This window comes from Pseudomonas sp. 4CAES_32.4 (assembly GCF_058136335.1).
In genome coordinates this window covers 2,465,188-2,482,386 of the sequence record NZ_CM176882.1, presented here as the reverse complement: position 1 = coordinate 2,482,386, position 17,199 = coordinate 2,465,188, and the positions used below count along the sequence as shown (strand labels likewise).

18 protein-coding genes and 1 pseudogene are annotated in these 17,199 nt (G+C 60.9%); 10 read left to right on the top strand and 9 right to left on the bottom strand.

The window, feature by feature from the left end; all coding sequences use genetic code 11:
* Nucleotides 1-84 precede the first annotated feature (84 nt).
* Nucleotides 85-1,182, top strand: coding sequence for a polyamine ABC transporter substrate-binding protein (locus AC3Y64_RS11255; RefSeq protein WP_489987493.1), 1,098 nt, complete (start codon nt 85-87; stop codon nt 1,180-1,182).
* Nucleotides 1,183-1,429: 247 nt separating this feature from the next.
* Here the strand turns inward: AC3Y64_RS11255 and thpR are convergent, their stop codons facing one another.
* Nucleotides 1,430-1,954, bottom strand: coding sequence for an RNA 2',3'-cyclic phosphodiesterase (gene thpR, locus AC3Y64_RS11250; RefSeq protein WP_489987492.1), 525 nt, complete (start codon nt 1,952-1,954; stop codon nt 1,430-1,432).
* Nucleotides 1,955-2,059: 105 nt separating this feature from the next.
* Between thpR and AC3Y64_RS11245 the strand changes: the two genes are divergently transcribed.
* A complete protein-coding gene (locus AC3Y64_RS11245; protein ID WP_489987491.1) occupies nt 2,060-2,254 on the top strand; it encodes a hypothetical protein in 195 nt (64 codons plus the stop codon).
* Nucleotides 2,255-2,505: 251 nt separating this feature from the next.
* Here the strand turns inward: AC3Y64_RS11245 and AC3Y64_RS11240 are convergent, their stop codons facing one another.
* Together AC3Y64_RS11240 and AC3Y64_RS11235 are read right to left on the bottom strand one after the other, a co-directional pair.
* On the bottom strand, nt 2,506-2,859 hold the full coding sequence (locus tag AC3Y64_RS11240) for a DUF1428 domain-containing protein (protein WP_489987490.1): 354 nt from the start codon (nt 2,857-2,859) through the stop codon (nt 2,506-2,508).
* 2 nt (nt 2,860-2,861) lie between these two features.
* Entirely contained in the window at nt 2,862-3,944 is a 1,083-nt protein-coding gene (locus AC3Y64_RS11235) for a hypothetical protein (protein ID WP_489987489.1), read from the bottom strand.
* 306 nt (nt 3,945-4,250) lie between these two features.
* Between AC3Y64_RS11235 and AC3Y64_RS11230 the strand changes: the two genes are divergently transcribed.
* The gene (locus tag AC3Y64_RS11230; protein WP_489987488.1) at nt 4,251-4,526 is read left to right on the top strand and encodes a hypothetical protein; all 276 of its coding nucleotides are present in this window, start codon (nt 4,251-4,253) and stop codon (nt 4,524-4,526) included.
* A 55-nt stretch (nt 4,527-4,581) separates the two neighbouring features.
* Here the strand turns inward: AC3Y64_RS11230 and AC3Y64_RS11225 are convergent, their stop codons facing one another.
* A complete protein-coding gene (locus AC3Y64_RS11225; RefSeq protein WP_489987487.1) occupies nt 4,582-4,779 on the bottom strand; it encodes a hypothetical protein in 198 nt (65 codons plus the stop codon).
* A gap of 243 nt (nt 4,780-5,022) precedes the next feature.
* Here AC3Y64_RS11225 and AC3Y64_RS11220 point away from each other — a divergent pair, with 243 nt between their 5' ends.
* From AC3Y64_RS11220 to paoC, 4 genes are all read left to right on the top strand, one after another.
* Complete coding sequence (locus AC3Y64_RS11220; protein ID WP_489987486.1) at nt 5,023-6,777, top strand: L-lactate permease; 1,755 nt, start codon at nt 5,023-5,025, stop codon at nt 6,775-6,777.
* Nucleotides 6,778-7,133: 356 nt separating this feature from the next.
* Entirely contained in the window at nt 7,134-7,757 is a 624-nt protein-coding gene (gene paoA, locus AC3Y64_RS11215) for an aldehyde dehydrogenase iron-sulfur subunit PaoA (protein ID WP_489987485.1), read from the top strand.
* Nucleotides 7,754-8,707, top strand: a complete 954-nt coding sequence (locus tag AC3Y64_RS11210; protein ID WP_489987484.1) for an FAD binding domain-containing protein — start codon at nt 7,754-7,756, stop codon at nt 8,705-8,707. Before paoA ends, AC3Y64_RS11210 begins: the two co-directional genes overlap by 4 nt.
* Complete coding sequence (gene paoC, locus AC3Y64_RS11205) at nt 8,704-10,902, top strand: aldehyde oxidoreductase molybdenum-binding subunit PaoC (RefSeq protein WP_489987483.1); 2,199 nt, start codon at nt 8,704-8,706, stop codon at nt 10,900-10,902. The genes AC3Y64_RS11210 and paoC overlap by 4 nt, the downstream gene beginning before the upstream one ends.
* 94 nt (nt 10,903-10,996) lie before the next feature.
* Here the strand turns inward: paoC and AC3Y64_RS11200 are convergent, their stop codons facing one another.
* On the bottom strand, nt 10,997-11,476 hold the full coding sequence (locus AC3Y64_RS11200) for a (R)-mandelonitrile lyase (RefSeq protein WP_489987482.1): 480 nt from the start codon (nt 11,474-11,476) through the stop codon (nt 10,997-10,999).
* A 97-nt stretch (nt 11,477-11,573) separates the two neighbouring features.
* Between AC3Y64_RS11200 and AC3Y64_RS11195 the strand changes: the two genes are divergently transcribed.
* The gene (locus AC3Y64_RS11195; RefSeq protein ID WP_489987481.1) at nt 11,574-12,467 is read left to right on the top strand and encodes a LysR family transcriptional regulator; all 894 of its coding nucleotides are present in this window, start codon (nt 11,574-11,576) and stop codon (nt 12,465-12,467) included.
* A 9-nt stretch (nt 12,468-12,476) separates the two neighbouring features.
* Here the strand turns inward: AC3Y64_RS11195 and AC3Y64_RS11190 are convergent, their stop codons facing one another.
* Both AC3Y64_RS11190 and AC3Y64_RS11185 read right to left on the bottom strand, forming a co-directional pair.
* Nucleotides 12,477-12,677, bottom strand: coding sequence for a hypothetical protein (locus AC3Y64_RS11190; RefSeq protein WP_489987480.1), 201 nt, complete (start codon nt 12,675-12,677; stop codon nt 12,477-12,479).
* Nucleotides 12,678-12,811: 134 nt separating this feature from the next.
* Nucleotides 12,812-13,756 carry an aldo/keto reductase gene (locus AC3Y64_RS11185; RefSeq protein ID WP_489987479.1) on the bottom strand — a complete coding sequence of 315 codons (945 nt, stop codon included), beginning with the start codon at nt 13,754-13,756 and terminating at the stop codon, nt 12,812-12,814.
* Nucleotides 13,757-13,868: 112 nt separating this feature from the next.
* Here AC3Y64_RS11185 and AC3Y64_RS11180 point away from each other — a divergent pair, with 112 nt between their 5' ends.
* Nucleotides 13,869-14,639, top strand: coding sequence for an alpha/beta hydrolase (locus AC3Y64_RS11180; RefSeq protein WP_489987478.1), 771 nt, complete (start codon nt 13,869-13,871; stop codon nt 14,637-14,639).
* 97 nt (nt 14,640-14,736) lie between these two features.
* Nucleotides 14,737-15,027: pseudogene (locus tag AC3Y64_RS11175) on the top strand (CAP domain-containing protein); the annotation flags it as partial.
* 292 nt (nt 15,028-15,319) lie between these two features.
* Here the strand turns inward: AC3Y64_RS11175 and AC3Y64_RS11170 are convergent.
* Both AC3Y64_RS11170 and AC3Y64_RS11165 read right to left on the bottom strand, forming a co-directional pair.
* Nucleotides 15,320-15,952, bottom strand: a complete 633-nt coding sequence (locus AC3Y64_RS11170; protein ID WP_489987477.1) for a Vgb family protein — start codon at nt 15,950-15,952, stop codon at nt 15,320-15,322.
* Between the two features lie 31 nt (nt 15,953-15,983).
* Complete coding sequence (locus tag AC3Y64_RS11165) at nt 15,984-17,195, bottom strand: helix-turn-helix domain-containing protein (protein WP_489987476.1); 1,212 nt, start codon at nt 17,193-17,195, stop codon at nt 15,984-15,986.
* Nucleotides 17,196-17,199: the final 4 nt, after the last annotated feature.

Genomic DNA, 17,199 nt, shown 5'->3' with positions numbered 1-17,199 from the left:
CACTCGACAGCTCCTAAATAAGCAGGCGCTGTTAACCGAGTTTTGGCTTTGTGTTTTTTGAATAAAAAGAATGGAGTTGTACCGATGAAAATGTTTGGCAGGACTCTGCTGACACTGTCCTTAATGGGCGCAATGGTCATGGGCGCCCAGGCCAACGACAAGGTGCTGCGTGTTTACAACTGGTCCGATTACATCGCGCCGGACACCGTCAAGAAGTTCGAAGACGAGACCGGTATCCGCGTGACCTACGACGTTTTCGACAGCAACGAAACCCTTGAGGCGCGCTTGCTGGCGGGCAAATCCGGTTACGACCTGGTCGTGCCGTCGAACAGTTTCCTGGCCAAGCAGATCAAGGCTGGCGTCTATCAGACGCTGGACAAATCGAAGCTGCCGAACTGGAAGAATCTCAACCCGGTGCTACTGAAAAACGCCGCCGCCAGTGATCCGGACAACGCCCACGCGTTTCCGTACATGTGGGGCTCGATCGGCATCGGTTTCAACCCGGCCAAGGTCAAGGAAGTGCTCGGCGCCGACGCCCCGACCAACTCCTGGGACTTGCTGTTCAAGCCGGAGAACGCTGAAAAGCTCAAAGCTTGCGGCATCAGTTTCCTGGATTCGCCCACCGAGATGATCCCGGCCGCCCTGCACTACTTGGGCTACCCGGTGAACGACAAGGACACCGCGCATATCCAGGAAGCCGAGGCGCTGTTCATGAAGATCCGCCCGAACGTGGCGTACTTCCATTCCTCGAAATACATCTCGGATCTGGCCAACGGCAACATCTGCGTCGCGGTCGGCTACTCCGGCGATGTGCTGCAGGCCAAGGCCCGCGCGGTGGAATCGGGCAACAACGTGGTGATCGATTACAGCATTCCCAAGGAAGGCGCCGGCAGCTTCTACGACATGGTCGCCATCCCGCGTGATGCCGCCAACGTCGAGAACGCTTACCTGTTCATGGACTTCCTGATGCGCCCGGACATCATCGCCGAGATCACCAACAGCAACGGCTACAGCAACGCCAACGCGGCGGCCACGCCATTGGTGGATGAAGCGATCCGCAACGACCCGGGCTCGTACCCGTCGCAAGCGGTGATGGCGACGCTGTATGCGGTGCCGGATCAGCCGATCGCTACGCAGCGAATCATGACTCGCGGCTGGACCCGGGTGAAGCTCGGTAAATAATTGATAAGCGCGATCCCATGTGGGAGCTAGCCCTGCTAGCGATTGCAGTGGGTCAATCAGCAGAGATGTCGACTGACAAATTGCTATCGCTAGCAGGGCTAGCTCCCACAGTAAAGCAATGCAGTGCTGAAAATTTCCCGTTCGCGCAGCGCCTTACCACCGCTGCAACCTCTCTCTGAACGGCCTCACCTGGCTCCCTCGGCTCAGGTGAATTCTCAGGCGCCTTCGGGCGCCTTTTTTTGTGCCTTCAGCTCAGCGACCAATCCTGAAGAATCCGATAACGCCCCTTGTGCGATTCGAACAAGGCGAAGCGTTCGGCACGCAGGAAGAATTCCGGTGGCGTAACGGACTCCGGCTCCGGCGCACGGTAGTCGCGGGCCAGGGTCAGGTGCGGACGAAACTCGCGCGGTGTCTCATCGAATCGGAACGGCAGCATCGCCTGTTCCAGCGCATAGACCAGGCGCAACAAGGCCTGCGGTGCCTGCTCGGGCGCCAGCGATAACACCCCGGCGCGATGCCAGACCTGCAGACGATCCAGAGCAATCTTCAACGGCTCACCCGGCGTGCGCACTTGCCCGGCGGCCTCGCAGACTTCGTTAATCTGCGCCAGCGGTACAGCGCCGAGAAACAACAGCGTCAGATGAAAGTTATCCGCCGGCACCGGTTTGCCGGTTCTCAGGCTCAGCTCCGCGCGCCACTGCGCAATCGCCTTGCGCTGCGTCGGCGGGCAATCCAGTGCGAAGAACAATCGCTTGAACGGTTCATCGGTCATGGCCCTGCTCCCTTGTTCATCCTGATTGGGCCGATTCTACAGCCTGATCTGACGACTCGTGGCAGGCAGCTATAGTTCAAGGATTGCCATCAACCGGAGGTCGCCATGCGCGAGATCCTCAGCAAAGAACCCTGGTGGGCCCGGCCACCGCAGCCTGGGCAGAACGAAACCGAACTGGAATGGGGCTGGCTGGTGCATTACAGCGAGGGCGAGCCGCGTTTCGAATTCGTCCGCGAACGACCCACGGACGAACAGATTCGCGAGCGTAAAAGCTGCCGCATCACGCCAACTACCGAGTAAACACAAACCCTGTGGGAGCTAGCCCTGCTAGCGATTGCGGTGCATCAACCAATGCAGTGTTGGATGTGTTGACGCCATCGCTGGCAAGCCAGCTCCCACAGGTTTCTCGAATGTTTGCGGTATCTGTGTCCCGCTACAAATACCTGTGGGAGCTGGCTTGCCAGCGATGGCGGTGGGTCAGTCAATAATGTTGTTGAAATTGCCTAATCCATCGCGAGCAGGCGAAGGCCTACAAGAGATTTGCGGTGGCGTCAGGATTCGAGGATGTTCTTGAAGCCGCCGAAGATCATCCGCTGCCCGTCAAACCCCATCGGGTTGACGTCCGGTTGCATGCGCGGGTCTTCCATCATTTTGGCCATGCCGGCGTCGCGGGTCGCTTTGTCGGGCCAGACCAGCCAGCCGGACGAGACGGTTTCGCCCTCCTTGAGTTTGACCGCCAGCGGAAATGACGTGACTTTGCCGTCCGGCACGTCATCGCCCCAGCACTGAACCACGTCCTCTGCGCCGTATTCCTTGAACAATTTCGCGGCGATTTCGCAGTGCTTTTTGTACTGCTCGCGATTGGCGGTTGGCACCGGCGCCACAAAAATATCGATGTAAGCCATGATCATTCTCCTTGTACGTTGGGTTCGATCTGCTGATTGGTCGATTGCGGCGGTTGCCATTCGACAGGGTCCACGCCGAACCCGACCGACGGTCCTTCGCTTCCCGCGAGATGGCGTTCGACTTGCCCGGCCATGTGCAGCGTGCCGGCCATGACCCCGGTGGTCGGGTTCTGCACCAGTTTCAGCCAGGCTTTGTCGAACGTATTGCCCAGACTGCTGCGGATCAGCGCCTCACTGTCAGGCCGGTCATTGGCCTGGATGATCGCGCGAACCCCCGCCACGCCGACCGAAATCAAACCGCCGGCAAGCTTGCCGGCAGCGGCGGCCACCGCACTGGCCGCACCACGCGGGGCCATTTCCGCTTCCATCCGTTGGCTCGCGCGCTTGGCCACCGGTGCCATGCCAGCGTCAGTCGAAGCAATGCCCTTGGCGCCACCCTCGGTGTGGATCTTATCGATCAGCGCCGCGTAGGCCGGCAAAGTGTTCAACGGCTCTGTGCTGATCACTTGAAACAGCGATGCATCGCGTGCCGGCGGCGGGCCAAGAGCGATGGCCGGGACTCTCTGCAAATGCCCGTTGAGCTGACCAATGGGCACGCCATGGCGCTGAGCGATGAGCGGCATTTGCTGGGCCATCAACTGCGCATAGAACGCCGTGGCCTGGCCGAGAATCGCGTCCGGGTCGACCTCCACCGCCACCGGCGCGAGGACCTTTTCCTGATATTGCTCAAGCAGATACGTCGCCAGCCGTTTGGCCGAGGCGTCCTGTTCGCCGCCGGCATTGATCGTGTACCAACTGACCTTCATCGACAGCCATTCCTGGGTCCAGTAGCTGCTAAACCACGGGATGAAATTTTCTTCAGTTTGCTGATAGACGCGAGTGCGCCAATGTTCCATCGAACCACGGGCGAACAGCTTGACCTGCTCGGTGGACTGCTGCGAAGCGCTGACGATTTCGCGGTCGATCTGCTGCCAGGTCGCTGGCGAGACGAACACGGCCTGCGGCGCTGCCACCGGTGCCCGCGCCGAGGTGGCGCAACCGGCCAGCAGCAACAGAGCGGCGAGGAGCAGCGCACGCGGGTTCACGGTAGGGGTTTCCTTCAAATTGGGACGATGCAGATTTGAGTATAGGTGGGTCAATTCAGCCTGATGTTGGATGCACCGGCCTCATCGCTGGCAAGCCAGCTCCCACAGGGATTTCCAGCGACCGCAGATTTTATGATCACCTCAGAACCTGTGGGAGCTGGCTTGCCAGCGATGGGGCCAGAAAATTCATCACAAAACCCCAAACCATCACTGCCATCGATATTCACCATCGCCACGATTGCCTTCCGCCCACCGCCCATCGAAGGCACGATTACCCCATCCGAAACACAACGAGGAGTTCACAACATGATTCACACCCACGTCACACTCTCCGTGAGTTTCCCGGTTTTCGGCAGCAACTATTACGATCAGCACGCCGTGTCGCACAAGGCTCAGGCGCTGGTGTTCAACGAAGATTTCGAAGATCTGCTGATGCCTGCCGCGAGCAATCACTTCAGCAATGAAGTGGTCGGCATCAACGATCAGTTCCGTTTTCTGAGCGACATTCTCGCCACCCATTTGCTGGACATCGAGGCCTCCGTGCCTGCGCGATCCAGCGTCCGGGCGAGCGCTCACTTTTAATCGAGGGCAATGACAGAGGGCGTTCCTTTTCGGGAACGCCCTCTTCTTTATTCAGTCAGTCGCGATCACGGCAATAGCGGCGCCCGTCGCGACGATCATCGCGATCATCCCAGCGCCGGTCATGGTCGTAATCACGGCCATGATCGCGGTCGTAATGCCGGCCATGGCGGTGGTCATCATCAAAATCCGCCACACAGCCACCGAGCAATACGGCGGCGGTCACGGTCAGCAGCATCGTTGTAGTGCGCTTCATTCAACACTTCCCTAAAACCAAGGTCTTGACGACGGAATCGGCCACGCTGCCCGCGCCTTCAGGACGCGGTGCGCGCAGCCGCAGATACGACCGGGCAAATCGGTGTTGATTCCCTGGCCACTAGCGACCGTTTGTCGCCCCGTCGCCCCTGCGCGGACGGCGGCGAAATGCCACCTATACTCCTTGCAACCAAGCCCCACGCAATGGATCTGCGCCCTCAATAAAAACAAGCAGAGGTGGACCATGGTCTGGCAGCAAATCTACGACCCGTTCGGCAACCCGGTGATCTCTACACTTATGGCCGCAGTGCCGGTGGTGGTGATGCTCGCGGCGCTGGCGTTCTTCCACGTCAAGGCGCACCTCGCGGCGTTGCTGGCGCTGGCGTCGGCGCTGTTGATCTCGATCTTCGCCTTCGGCATGCCGGCGAGCATGGCCGGTTCGGCGGCGTTGTTTGGTGCGGCAAACGGCTTGCTGCCGATTGGCTGGATCGTCCTCAACATCATCTTTCTGCATCGCCTGACCACCGAGAACGGTTCGTTCAAAGTGCTGCAGGACTCCCTTGCGCGGATCACCGATGACCGACGTTTGCAGTTGCTGCTGATCGCTTTCTGCTTCGGTGCGTTCTTCGAAGGCGCCGCCGGGTTCGGCACGCCGGTGGCGGTGACCGGGGCGATTCTGATCGGTCTCGGTTTTTCGCCGTTGGCGGCGTCCGGTCTGGCGCTGATCGCCAACACCGCGCCGGTCGCATTTGGTGCACTCGGCACGCCGATCATCACCTTGGCCAAAGTCACCGGGCTGGATGAGATGGAGCTGTCGATGATGGTCGGCAGGCAGTTGCCGTTCTTCTCGGTGTTGGTGCCGTTCTGGTTGATCTGGGCGTTTGCCGGGTGGCGCAAAATGCTCGAGATCTGGCCGGCGATTCTGGTGGCCGGGGTGAGTTTCGCTGTGCCGCAGTTTCTGGTGTCGAACTACCACGGGCCGATGCTCGTGGATGTGATCGCCGCGCTGATATCCATGGCCTGCCTGACCCTGTTTTTGAAGGTGTGGAAACCGGCGACCATTCACACGTCGGCGGCGCTGTCTGGGCGTGTCGATAACTCCAAGGTCGAAGAGGAAAAAGTCACCGCCAGCGCGGCTTTCAGCGATCAGGCGCGCCCGGCAGTGATGCGTGCTTGGATGCCGTGGATCATCCTCACCGTGTTCGTGTTTGCCTGGGGCACCCAGGGCTTCAAGAACATGTTCGACACCCGCCCGGCGCTTGATCCCGTCACTCAATCAGCCAAGCTTGATCCGCAAGGCAAACCGCTGCGTGAGGCCAACCCGATTTTTGCCCCGGCCGTGACATTCACCAGCCTGCACCTGCAAATCGAAAAAGTCCCGCCCGTGGTCGCCGCGCCGAAAGCGGAAGAAGCGGTGTACAAATTCACTTGGCTCACCGCGACGGGCAGCGGGATTTTGCTGGCGGCGATTGTCGGTGGTTTGTTGATGGGCTACTCGATCCCGCAATTGATCAAGCAATACCTGCGCACGCTGTGGGTGGTGCGGTTTTCGCTGATCACCATTGCGGCGATGCTGGCGCTGGGGTTCCTCACGCGTTATTCGGGACTCGACGCGACCATGGGTCTGGCGTTTGCGGCGACGGGGATTTTCTATCCGATGTTCGGCACGTTGCTCGGCTGGCTCGGCGTAGCGCTGACCGGTTCGGATACCGCGTCGAACGTGTTGTTTGGCGGCTTGCAGCGAGTCACCTCGGAACAGCTCGGGATCAGTCCGGTATTGATGGCGGCGGCGAACAGTTCGGGTGGGGTGATGGGCAAAATGGTCGATGCGCAATCGATCGTGGTCGCTTCTACCGCAACCCGCTGGTACGGACATGAGGGCGAAATTCTGCGCTACGTGTTCTTCCACTCGATTGTGCTGGCGATACTGGTCGGCGGGTTGGTGACATTGCAGGCGTATGTGGCGCCGTTTACTTCGATGGTGGTTGGCGGGCATTGAAGTTGGATGCGCTGGCCCCATCGCTGGCAAGCCAGCTCCCACAGGGTTGCATGTTGTGCATGAGATTGTGTTCACACCACAAATATCTGTGGGAGCTGGCTTGCCAGCGATGGGGTCATGGCATTCGACACTTATGTTGGCTGACAAGACGCTATCGCGAGCAGGCTCACTCCTACAGGGGAGTTGTGCTCTACCTGCGATTAATGAGCCACACGCATAACTCTATAGCGAAAATCCGCAAAAACCTTTTCCTCTTTCCGGCGGTCACTCCTTAACGAGACCGGCGATCACGCTGGCTGCCCGCTTGGGCCGTTCACCCCTAGCTGCCCTGATGAAGAGAGAAAAGGAATCGAACCATGACGATTTCCCGACGCAGATTTCTGATCCTCGGCGCCGTGACCGCCACGGCGTTCGCGATGCCGCCGTTTATCAGCCTCAAGGCCTACGCGGCCAACCTGGAGCAACCGGCCATGAGCAAAGTGACGATCAACGTCAACGGCAAGCCGCGTGCGCTTGATGTCGACACCCGCACCACCCTGCTCGATGCCCTGCGCGAACAGCTGCAACTGTCCGGCACCAAAAAAGGCTGCGACCACGGCCAATGCGGTGCCTGCACAGTGATCGTCGATGGTCGGCGGATCAATTCCTGCCTGACCCTGGCGGTGATGCACGAAGGCAGCGAGGTCACCACCATCGAAGGCCTCGGCATGCCCGACAAGCTGCACCCGATGCAGGCCGCGTTCATCAAGCACGATGGCTATCAGTGCGGTTATTGCACGCCGGGGCAAATCTGCTCGGCAGTCGCCGTGATCAAGGAAATTCGCGACGGCATTCCGAGCCACGTCAGTGAAAGCCTCACCGAGGCGCCGCAGTTGATCGCCCGTGAATTTCAAGAGCGCATGAGCGGCAATATCTGCCGGTGCGGTGCCTACTCGAACATCATTGAAGCCATCAGTGAAGTCGCGGAGGTGCCGGCATGAGACCGTTCAATTACAGCCGTGCTGATTCCCCCGCCGCTGCTGCACAAGCGGCACAGATTGAAGGCGCAAAGTTCATTGCCGGCGGCACCAATCTGCTCGACTTGATGAAACTCGACATCGAAACCCCGCTGCACCTGATCGATGTCAATCATCTGGGACTTGATCAAATCGACGCGACACCCGAGGGCGGTTTGCGCATCGGCGCGTTGGTGCGCAACACCGATCTGGCGGCGGATCAGCGCGTCAGAAAAGACTATGCCCTGCTTTCCCGCGCCTTGCTTGCTGGGGCTTCCGGCCAGTTGCGCAACATGGCGACGACCGCTGGCAATCTGCTGCAACGCACGCGCTGCCCGTACTTCTACGACACCAATCAGGCCTGCAACAAACGCCAACCCGGCAGCGGCTGTTCGGCAATTGGCGGCGTCAGTCGACAACTGGGGATCATCGGCGTCAGCGACGCGTGCATTGCCACGCACCCGAGCGACATGGCCATCGCCATGCGCGCACTCGATGCGCAGATCGAAACGGTGAAACCTGACGGCAGCACGCGCAGCATCGCCATGGCCGATTTCCATCAGTTGCCGGGCACTACGCCGAACATCGAAACCAGCCTCACGTCCGGCGAATTCATCACCGCCGTGACCCTGCCTGCGCCGCTCGGCGGTACGCACATTTATCACAAGGTGCGCGATCGCTCGTCGTACGCCTTTGCGCTGGTCTCGGTCGGACTGATTCTGCAAAAGGACGGCAGCGGCCGCATCGCCGTCGGCGGTATTGCGCCGAAACCATGGCGCGTCGAAGCCGCCGAAGCGTTGTTGCCCAAAGGCGCCAAAGCCGTCAGCGAACGCCTGCTCGACGGTGCCACGCCGACCCATGACAACCAATTCAAACTGACCCTGGTCGAGCGCACGCTCGGTTCGGTGTTGGCGCAAGCGAGGGATGAAGCATGAAATTCGACACGCCCGCCACCACCAATCCGATCGACCAGTTGAAGGTTGTCGGCCAACCCACTGACCGCATCGAAGGTCCGCTGAAAACCAGCGGTCAGGCGCCGTATGCCTATGAGCAGCATGAGGCAGTGGCCAATCAGGCATACGGTTTTATGGTCGGTTCGGCCATCGCCAAAGGGCGGATCAACAACATCGATCTGGATGACGCCAAAGCCGCGCCCGGGGTACTCGCCATCGTCACCGCCGCCAACGCCGGCAAACTCGGCAAGGGCAAATACAACGCCGCGCCGTTGTTGGCCGGGCCGGAGATTCAGCACTATCACCAGGCCGTGGCGCTGGTGGTCGCGGAAACGTTCGAGCAGGCTCGTGCTGCCGCGCAAATGGTCAAGGTCGATTACGTCACAGCCGAAGGCAAGTTCGATCTGGCCAGCGTGCGCGATCAAGGCGTTGAGCCGAAAGACGAGTTGCCCGATGTCAAACACGGTGATTTCGCCAAGGCCTTCGCCGCCGCACCGGTGCAGTTCGACCAGACCTACACCACGCCGGATCAGTCCCACGCGATGATGGAACCGCACGCTACGCTGGCGGCTTGGAAAGGCGATCAACTGACCCTGTGGACGTCGAATCAGATGATCGCCTGGAGCGTCGGCGACATCGCCACCACCCTCGGTTTGCCCAAGGAAAAGGTGCGCTTGATCTCGCCGTACATTGGCGGCGGTTTCGGCGGCAAATTGTTCGTGCGCGCCGACGCCATTCTCGCCGCCCTCGGCGCGCGGATGGCCGGCAGACCGGTGAAAGTTGCCCTCGCCCGCCCGCAAATGGCTAACAACACCACCCACCGTCCAGCCACCATTCAGCACATTCGCATGGGCGCGACGGCGGACGGCAAACTCACGGCGATTGCTCATGAAGGCTGGTCGGGCAACCTCGCCGAAGGCAAGGTCGAAGTCGCCGCGCAGCCGAGCCAATTGTTGTACGCCGCGGAAAATCGTTTGGTCAGCATGCGTCTCTCACCGCTGGATCTGCCGGAAGGCAACGCCATGCGCGCACCCGGTGAAACTCCAGGGCTGATGGTGCTGGAAATTGCCATGGATGAAATGGCAGAGCAGCTCAAACTCGACCCGATCCAGTTCCGCATTCTCAACGACACCCAAGTCGATCCGGTGAAAACCGAACGGCCCTTTTCCCAGCGCCGATTGATCGAATGCCTGCAGACCGGCGCCGAGAAATTCGGCTGGGACAAACGCAATGCTAAACCCGGCAGCCGTCGCGAAGGTCGTTGGCTGATCGGCATGGGCGTGGCAGCGGCGATTCGCAATAACTTGCTGGTCAAATCCGGCGCGCGAGTGCGCCTGGAGCGCGACGGCAAGGTCACGGTGGAAACCGACATGACCGACATCGGCACCGGCAGCTACACGATCATTGCGCAGACCGCCGCCGAGATGATGGGCGTGGGCCTGAAGGATGTGACGGTGCATCTGGGCGATTCGAATTTTCCGGTCTCGGCCGGTTCGGGTGGACAATTCGGCGCCAACTGCTCGACGGCTGGCGTCTACGCCGCGTGCATGAAACTGCGCGAGGCGGTGGCCGGGAAGTTAGGATTGGCGGCGGATCAAGCCGAGTTTGTCGACGGCCAGGTGCGCGTTGGCGACAAGCATGTGCCGCTGCGCAACGCCGCGCAAAACGGCGCGATCACGGCCGAGGACAGCATCGAATTTGCCGACCTTGCCGAGCAGTATCAGCAGTCGACGTTTGGCGCGCATTTTGTCGAAGTCGCGGTGGATGCAGCGACGGGTGAAGTGCGGGTGCGGCGGATGTTGGCGGTGTGCGCGGCCGGACGGATTCTCAACCCGAAAGCGGCGCGCAGTCAGGTCATCGGTGCGATGACCATGGGCGTCGGCGCGGCGTTGATGGAAGAGCTGGCCGTGGACAAGAAGCTTGGCTTTTTCGTCAATCACGACCTGGCCGGATACGAAGTGCCGGTGCATGCCGACATTCCCCATCAGGAGGTGATTTTCCTCGATGAAACCGACCCGATTTCTTCGCCGATGAAGGCAAAGGGTGTTGGGGAATTGGGGATCTGCGGGGTGAGTGCGGCGGTGGCCAATGCAATCTATAACGCCACCGGAGCGCGGGTGCGGGAGTATCCGATCACGCTGGACAAGATTCTTTCGTCGTTGCCGGAAATGATCTGAAAAAATCCCTCCCTGACCTTTCCCAACGGGAAAGGCTTGGGTAAGGGAAATTAAGTAGCGCACTAGCATGGGATGCTAGTGCCCCACCTGGCAGCTATTCAGTTGTCCTCGGATACTGCTCGGCGCTCACCTGCTCCATCCAATCCACTACCTTGCCATCAAGCACTTCAGCAATCGCGATATGCGTCATCGCGGTGGTGGGCGCGGCCCCGTGCCAATGCTTGGCGCCCGGCGCAATCCACACCGTATCCCCTGGACGAATCTCGCGAACCGGTTGCCCCCATTCCTGCACAAACCCTGAGCCAGCCGTGACGATCAATGTCTGCCCCAGCGGATGCGTGTGCCACGCCGTCCGCGCACCCGGCTCGAACGTCACGGTGGCGCCACTGACCCGCGCTTCATCCGAACCCTTGAACGGCGCATCGACGCGCACCGTGCCGGTGAACCAATCTGCCTGGCCACGGGCCGAAGGTTGCGAGCCATTGGGCGTCACGGTCACGCGCGGTTGGTCATTGGCCTGCACCTCACCCGCCAGCAGGGAAAGGGTCAACGCAGAAGCAGCAATCGGATTCATGGGATGTCCTCCAGTTTATGAATGGCTCCACTTTAACCACCCGCACTATTTAGATAATCGACTAGAATTCGAAAAAACTTATGCAGGACACTCATCAATGCTTCGGGAAAACGCCACCGATTTGCTCGCCTTCCTCGCTGTAGCCCGTGAACGCAGTTTCACCAAAGCGGCGGCCAAACTCGGCGTCTCGCAATCGGCGCTGAGCCATACCATTCGCGCACTCGAAGCGCGCCTCGGCTTGCGTCTGCTGACCCGCACCACCCGCAGCGTTTCCCCCACCGAGGCTGGCGAACACCTGCTGCAAACCATCGGCCCGCGCTTCGAAGAGATCGAAGTGGAACTGGCCGCCCTGAGCAACCTGCGCGAAACACCGGCAGGCAAGATCCGCATCAACGCCACCGACCATTCGCTGGACTGGCTGCTGCGCCCGGTGCTCAAAGACTTCCTGCCCAAGTACCCGGACATCTCCGTGGAAGTCAGCTGCGATTACGGTTTCGTCGACATCGCCGGGCAAGGTTTTGACGCTGGCATTCGTCTGGGCGAAGACGTCGCCCAAGGCATGATCGCCACCCGTATCGGCCCGGACATGCGCATGGCGGTGGTCGGCTCGCCGGGCTATTTCGCCCGCCGCCCTGCCCCGCAAACCCCGCGCGACCTGACAGATCACGCCTGCAACAACCTGCGCCTGCCCACCAACGGCGGGCTCTACAGCTGGGAGTTCGAGAAGGATGGCGAAAGCCTGAAAGTGCGCGTGAACGGGCAAGTCACCCTCAACGGCGTCTATCCGTTGCTGGATGCCGCGCTGGATGGCTTTGGTCTGAGTTACATCCCGGAAAACATCGTCGCACCGTATCTGGCCGATGGACGCTTGCTGCAGGTGCTCGAAGACTGGTGCCCGACATTTGCCGGCTATCACCTGTATTACCCGAGCCGGCGCCAGGCGGCACCGGCGTTTGCTTTGTTGCTGGAGGCGTTGCGTTATCGCGGTTGATCACAACGATCACTTTTTATAACAACCAGCGGTCCGCCAGTGAGCCTTCGCCAGCGCGGCGGCTTGTAGCTCAGATGGTGCAAGCACCGTTGCCTCTTGTCCGCGCTCCTGCCCTAGACAGATGTACTCCGTTTCGGCCCGCGCGTTGAGGCAAATCGCCAACAGGCAGGCAGCGACACCGCCGGTCAACGTTTGGCTGGCCATGTTCATGGAGAGTCTTCCTTGTCTAACCCGAAGACCTCAATGATTGATCGCAGCGAGGATTGCGCCAACTGTCAGATCTGACAGGTTCTCAGAACCTTTGGAGATAGTGAGCCGTTGAATCCGGCCTAACCGTCGGGTGATCAGCCCACCAACGCAATCAACTGATGCCGCTGCGCATCGGTGAGCATCGGCCCGAACCCGGCCTTGACGTTGTCGGCCATGTAACGCGGATTGCTCGTCCCCGGAATCACGCACGTCACCGCCGGATGTGCCAGGAGAAATTTCAGCGCCAGTTGCGGCCAGCTGTTGACCTGTACATCCGACACCCACGCCGGCAGCGGTTTGCCCTTGAGCCGGGCGAGCAGATCGCCGCCGCCAAACGGTCGATTGCAGATTACTGCCACGCCGCGCTCGCGGCATAACGGCAGGATGCGCTTCTCCACGCCACGGTCATCGAGGGCGTAGTTGATTTGCAGGAAATCCAGTTGCTCGGCCTTCAGCACTGCTTCGACTTCGTCATAGGCCGAGGCCGTGTAATGGGTGATGCCGATGTAGCGGATGCGCCCCTGTTCTTTCCATTCGCGCAGGGTCGGCAGGTGGGTTTGCCAATCGAGCAGGTTGTGGATCTGCATCAGGTCGATGCGCTCGGTGCGCAGCAGGCTGAACGACTGCTCCATCTGCGCGATGCCCGCCTCGCGGCCGCGGGTCCACACTTTGGTGGCGAGAAATGCCGGCGACCGTGGTTCGTGGATCGACAGCAATTCGCCGGTGGTCTGTTCGGCGCGGCCATACATGGGCGAGCTGTCGATTACCGTGCCGCCCTTGGTGAACAATTCATCGAGCACTGCCGGCAACTGCCGATAGACCGGATCGCCCGGCGCGACGTCGAAACCGCGATAAGTGCCCAGCCCCACCATGGGCAACGATTCAGAGCTGGAGGGAATGGCGCGGGTCTGCATGGCTTGGCCTCGGGTAGTCGCGGGTGGCGTGGCAGTGGCCAACGCCCGATTCATGGTGAAGACCGCCGAAACCCCGGCAGCCAGCGAGAGCAATCGGCGACGGGAGTAACCCTCAGTGTGGCTCATGCTGGTTCCCCTGCTGCGTGAATCTGTTGCATGTTGTGTGCGCAGGCTGCCCCAGCGAATCGCTGGACTACACTGCGACAGCGAACCTTCTCACCCCGTTAAAAGTAGCCGAATGTCCCGAACCCTGATGTCACTCGTCGTTTTGATTGTGGCCGTGTACCTGCTGCTGTGTGCGGCGCTGTTCTTTTTTCAGCGTTCGCTGATCTACTTTCCACAACCCGCTGCCGTGACGTCGGCGGACTCGCGGTTGAAGCTGTCGATGCCGGATGCCGAAGTGTGGGTGAGCACCCGCGAGCGTTCGGGGCCGCGGGCGCTGATCTATTTCGGCGGCAATGCCGAGGACGTGTCGCGCAACCTGCCGGAGTTTGCCGAGGCGTTTCCCGATTACGCGCTGTATCTGCTGCACTACCGGGGTTTTGGCGGCAGCGGCGGTTCGCCGTCCGAAGAGGCAATTGCCGAGGATGCGTTGGCGCTGTTCGATCAAGTGGCTGTCAGTCATCCGCAAATTGCCGTGGTCGGGCGCAGTCTTGGTTCCGGTGTGGCGGTGCGTCTGGCCAGTCAGCGGCCAGTGCAAAATCTGATTCTGGTGACGCCTTACAACAGCCTCGAAGAAATCGCCGCGAAACAATATCCGTGGGTGCCGGTGCAGTGGTTGCTCAAGGATCGTTTTGAATCGGGCAAATATGCCGCGCATATCCGCGTGCCGACGTTGCTGCTGGCGGCCAGCGATGACGAGGTGATTGCGCGGGACAGTACGCAGCGCTTGCTGGAAAATTTCCCCAAGGGCGTGGCGCTGCTCAAGGTGGTGCCAGGTTCGGGGCATAACTCGATTTCAGACCAACCGCAGTATTTGGAGTGGATGGGGGATGTGTTGAACCGCTGATGTGTTCTGCATTTGAGTAATGCGGCGCTTTCAACGGCCCCATCGCGAGCAGGCTCACTCCTACATTTGAAATGCATTCCAATGTAGGAGTGAGCCTGCTCGCGATAGCGTCTTTCGGCGCAACTATAATTCTGCCAGATCGCACTTTTCGTCGCCCCGCCACAAAAGCCTCTCTATTGCCCCTGAACCAAGTCCAGGCCGCCAGGTAGGCGAAAACATCGCCGCCGGACAGAGTTCGCCGGGCAGAGCCATGGCCGGCTGGCTGGCCAGCCCCGGGCATTGCGCCAATCTGATGAATCCGATGTTCACCCAGTTCGGCGCCGGGTTCGCCAGCGAGTCGCGCAGTGATGAAGGGGTTTACTGGACGATGGTGTTTGGAGCGCCTTGATTTCGAGGTGATGCCGCAGGCCCTATCGCCAGCAGGGCTGGCTCCCACATGGGTTCGGCGTTCACCAGACAAATTGTGCAGGTCTGGCACGGCCCCATCGCTGGCAAGCCAGCTCCCACAGGGCAGGCATTCCAACTGTGTGAGCCAGCCCTGCTGGCGATGGCGGTGTGTGATTCAACATGGATGTTGTCTGGCACGGCCCACTCGCGGACAAGCCAGCTCCCACAGGGCAATGCATTCCAACTGTGGGAGCCAGCCCTGCTGGCGATGAGGCCAGTTCAGGCGCAATGAATCACTTGGGCCGACGCACCGCTCGCACCCGCCCGCTACCGCCGCCACCGCAATAAAACCGCTCGCCACCATCGGCCTCCAATCCGGATACGCCAATCCCGTCGGGCATCTTCAGGCTTTCCAGCACTTCGCCATCCTGCGGGTCAATGCGCCGCAATTCGCTTTCATCGCCTTCCCAGGTGCCATGCCACAGCGCGCCGTCCACCCAAGTCACGCCGGTGACAAAACGGTTGGATTCCAGCGTGCGCAGAATCTCGCCGCTATCCGGGTCGATCTGATAAATCTTGCGCTCGCGATACTGCCCGACCCACAGCGAACCCTCGGCCCACGCCATGCCCGAATCATTGCCGCCGCCCGGTGCCGCAATGGTGTTGAGCACCCGCCCGGTGGCCGGGTCGATTTTCTGGATACGACTGTCAGCGATCTGGAACAGATGCTTGCCGTCGAACGCGGTGCCGGCATCGGCGCCAACCTTGATCGTGCGCACGGTTTCGCCGCTGGCCGGATCGAGCGTGTTGAGTTGACCGTCGCTGGCGAACCACACTTGCTGGCCATCAAACGTGACGCCGTGGACATTACCAACGCCGTCGAACGGCCCGTATTCACGAAGCACTTCTGCGTTTGCCTGTTTCATGGTGACATCCTCAAAGGTGTGAGCGGCCAGACTAGCCATTACCCAGCGACACCGGGAGTAACAAGATCGTCGCGAAACCCGGCACCGGCGGCGTCATCCAGCGCCGTGCCCGGCCCAGTCCAAACGATTGCACTTTCTCTTCGCATGAAAGTGTCTCCAGTGCCCGCTGCACTTGGCGTTGACTGCTACCCAACGCCAGCGCCAGGGCCGAGCTAGACCAAGATTCGCCGTCGCCGAGCAGGGCCAGCAGCGCGGCGTGTTTGTCCTCTGCGGGCAGGGTCAACAGCGCCACATCATCGGCCTCCAGCGCAAAACCCCGACGGGTCGCGGTGATCTTCGCCAGCGGTTGCAACGCCGCCCGCAACCGGCCGATTTCGACCCGCAGGCGTGCGCGATGGGATTCGTCGCTGAGCTTCAAACGGAACGCCTTGGCGATCAGCACTTCCCGTGAGACATCGGCGGGCCAGGCCTCAGCGAGGCTGCGGGCGAGATTGAACAGCAGCGGCCTGGATGCCAGCGTCACACGCATGCCAGCGCCCCGCACGCTGTTGCGACAAGCGTCAATGACCAGTGTTGGCGAGGTAAACAGGGCTTCAACCTGGGCCAGCGTCACTAATTGCGACTGACCAGCCTGGGTCAAGCAGGCTGCAGGGGCCTTGAGGATTTGCCAGGCGTGTTCGATTTCGGCGCTCAGCGAAGGGATGCCCGCCGACTCGGAGGCTTGTTGCGCACGCGTCAGCGTGATCTGGGCTGTGTGCGCCTGCACCCGTCGTAGGGCGATGCCGGCGGCCATCAGCTCATGCACTGCGCGCAGAACCGGCGGCAGCACTGTCGGGGCCAGTTGGCCGAGCAGCGCCTCCGCTTCGTCCAGTTCACCAATCAACAGCCACCGGCGAATCTGCAAATAACCGGCGTGCGCTGCGTTTAAAACATCGCCATGTGCGTGTAAAAACTGTCGCGCCGTCGCCAACGTCTTGACCGGCCAGCCCAGATCCCGCGCCGCCAGTGCCACTTCGGCCTGCGCCACCACGCAGCGCGCCCGCGACAGCGGCTCATTCGCGCCAAACGCTCGCACCGCCCGCTGCAACAAGGCTTTCGCCCGAGGAAAGTCGCCGAGCTGAGCCATGGCGATGCCGCGCAACGCCAGCGCCGGCGGATCTTCACGCAATGCCACAAGCTTCAATGCTGCCAGCGGATCGCCGCCAGCCAGCGCCCGGCCTGCGGCATTAATCAGCGAATCCATGGTG

Bases quoted from the DNA above. Each gene is read 5' to 3' on its own strand.
- AC3Y64_RS11255 (WP_489987493.1), top strand. From the start codon at position 85: ATGAAAATGTTTGGCAGGACTCTGCTGACACTGTCCTTAATGGGCGCA.
- thpR (WP_489987492.1), bottom strand. From the start codon at position 1,954: ATGACCGATGAACCGTTCAAGCGATTGTTCTTCGCACTGGATTGCCCG.
- AC3Y64_RS11245 (WP_489987491.1), top strand. From the start codon at position 2,060: ATGCGCGAGATCCTCAGCAAAGAACCCTGGTGGGCCCGGCCACCGCAG.
- AC3Y64_RS11240 (WP_489987490.1), bottom strand. From the start codon at position 2,859: ATGGCTTACATCGATATTTTTGTGGCGCCGGTGCCAACCGCCAATCGC.
- AC3Y64_RS11230 (WP_489987488.1), top strand. From the start codon at position 4,251: ATGATTCACACCCACGTCACACTCTCCGTGAGTTTCCCGGTTTTCGGC.
- AC3Y64_RS11225 (WP_489987487.1), bottom strand. From the start codon at position 4,779: ATGAAGCGCACTACAACGATGCTGCTGACCGTGACCGCCGCCGTATTG.
- AC3Y64_RS11220 (WP_489987486.1), top strand. From the start codon at position 5,023: ATGGTCTGGCAGCAAATCTACGACCCGTTCGGCAACCCGGTGATCTCT.
- paoA (WP_489987485.1), top strand. From the start codon at position 7,134: ATGACGATTTCCCGACGCAGATTTCTGATCCTCGGCGCCGTGACCGCC.
- AC3Y64_RS11210 (WP_489987484.1), top strand. From the start codon at position 7,754: ATGAGACCGTTCAATTACAGCCGTGCTGATTCCCCCGCCGCTGCTGCA.
- paoC (WP_489987483.1), top strand. From the start codon at position 8,704: ATGAAATTCGACACGCCCGCCACCACCAATCCGATCGACCAGTTGAAG.
- AC3Y64_RS11200 (WP_489987482.1), bottom strand. From the start codon at position 11,476: ATGAATCCGATTGCTGCTTCTGCGTTGACCCTTTCCCTGCTGGCGGGT.
- AC3Y64_RS11195 (WP_489987481.1), top strand. From the start codon at position 11,574: ATGCTTCGGGAAAACGCCACCGATTTGCTCGCCTTCCTCGCTGTAGCC.
- AC3Y64_RS11190 (WP_489987480.1), bottom strand. From the start codon at position 12,677: ATGAACATGGCCAGCCAAACGTTGACCGGCGGTGTCGCTGCCTGCCTG.
- AC3Y64_RS11185 (WP_489987479.1), bottom strand. From the start codon at position 13,756: ATGAGCCACACTGAGGGTTACTCCCGTCGCCGATTGCTCTCGCTGGCT.
- AC3Y64_RS11180 (WP_489987478.1), top strand. From the start codon at position 13,869: ATGTCCCGAACCCTGATGTCACTCGTCGTTTTGATTGTGGCCGTGTAC.
- AC3Y64_RS11170 (WP_489987477.1), bottom strand. From the start codon at position 15,952: ATGAAACAGGCAAACGCAGAAGTGCTTCGTGAATACGGGCCGTTCGAC.
- AC3Y64_RS11165 (WP_489987476.1), bottom strand. From the start codon at position 17,195: ATGGATTCGCTGATTAATGCCGCAGGCCGGGCGCTGGCTGGCGGCGAT.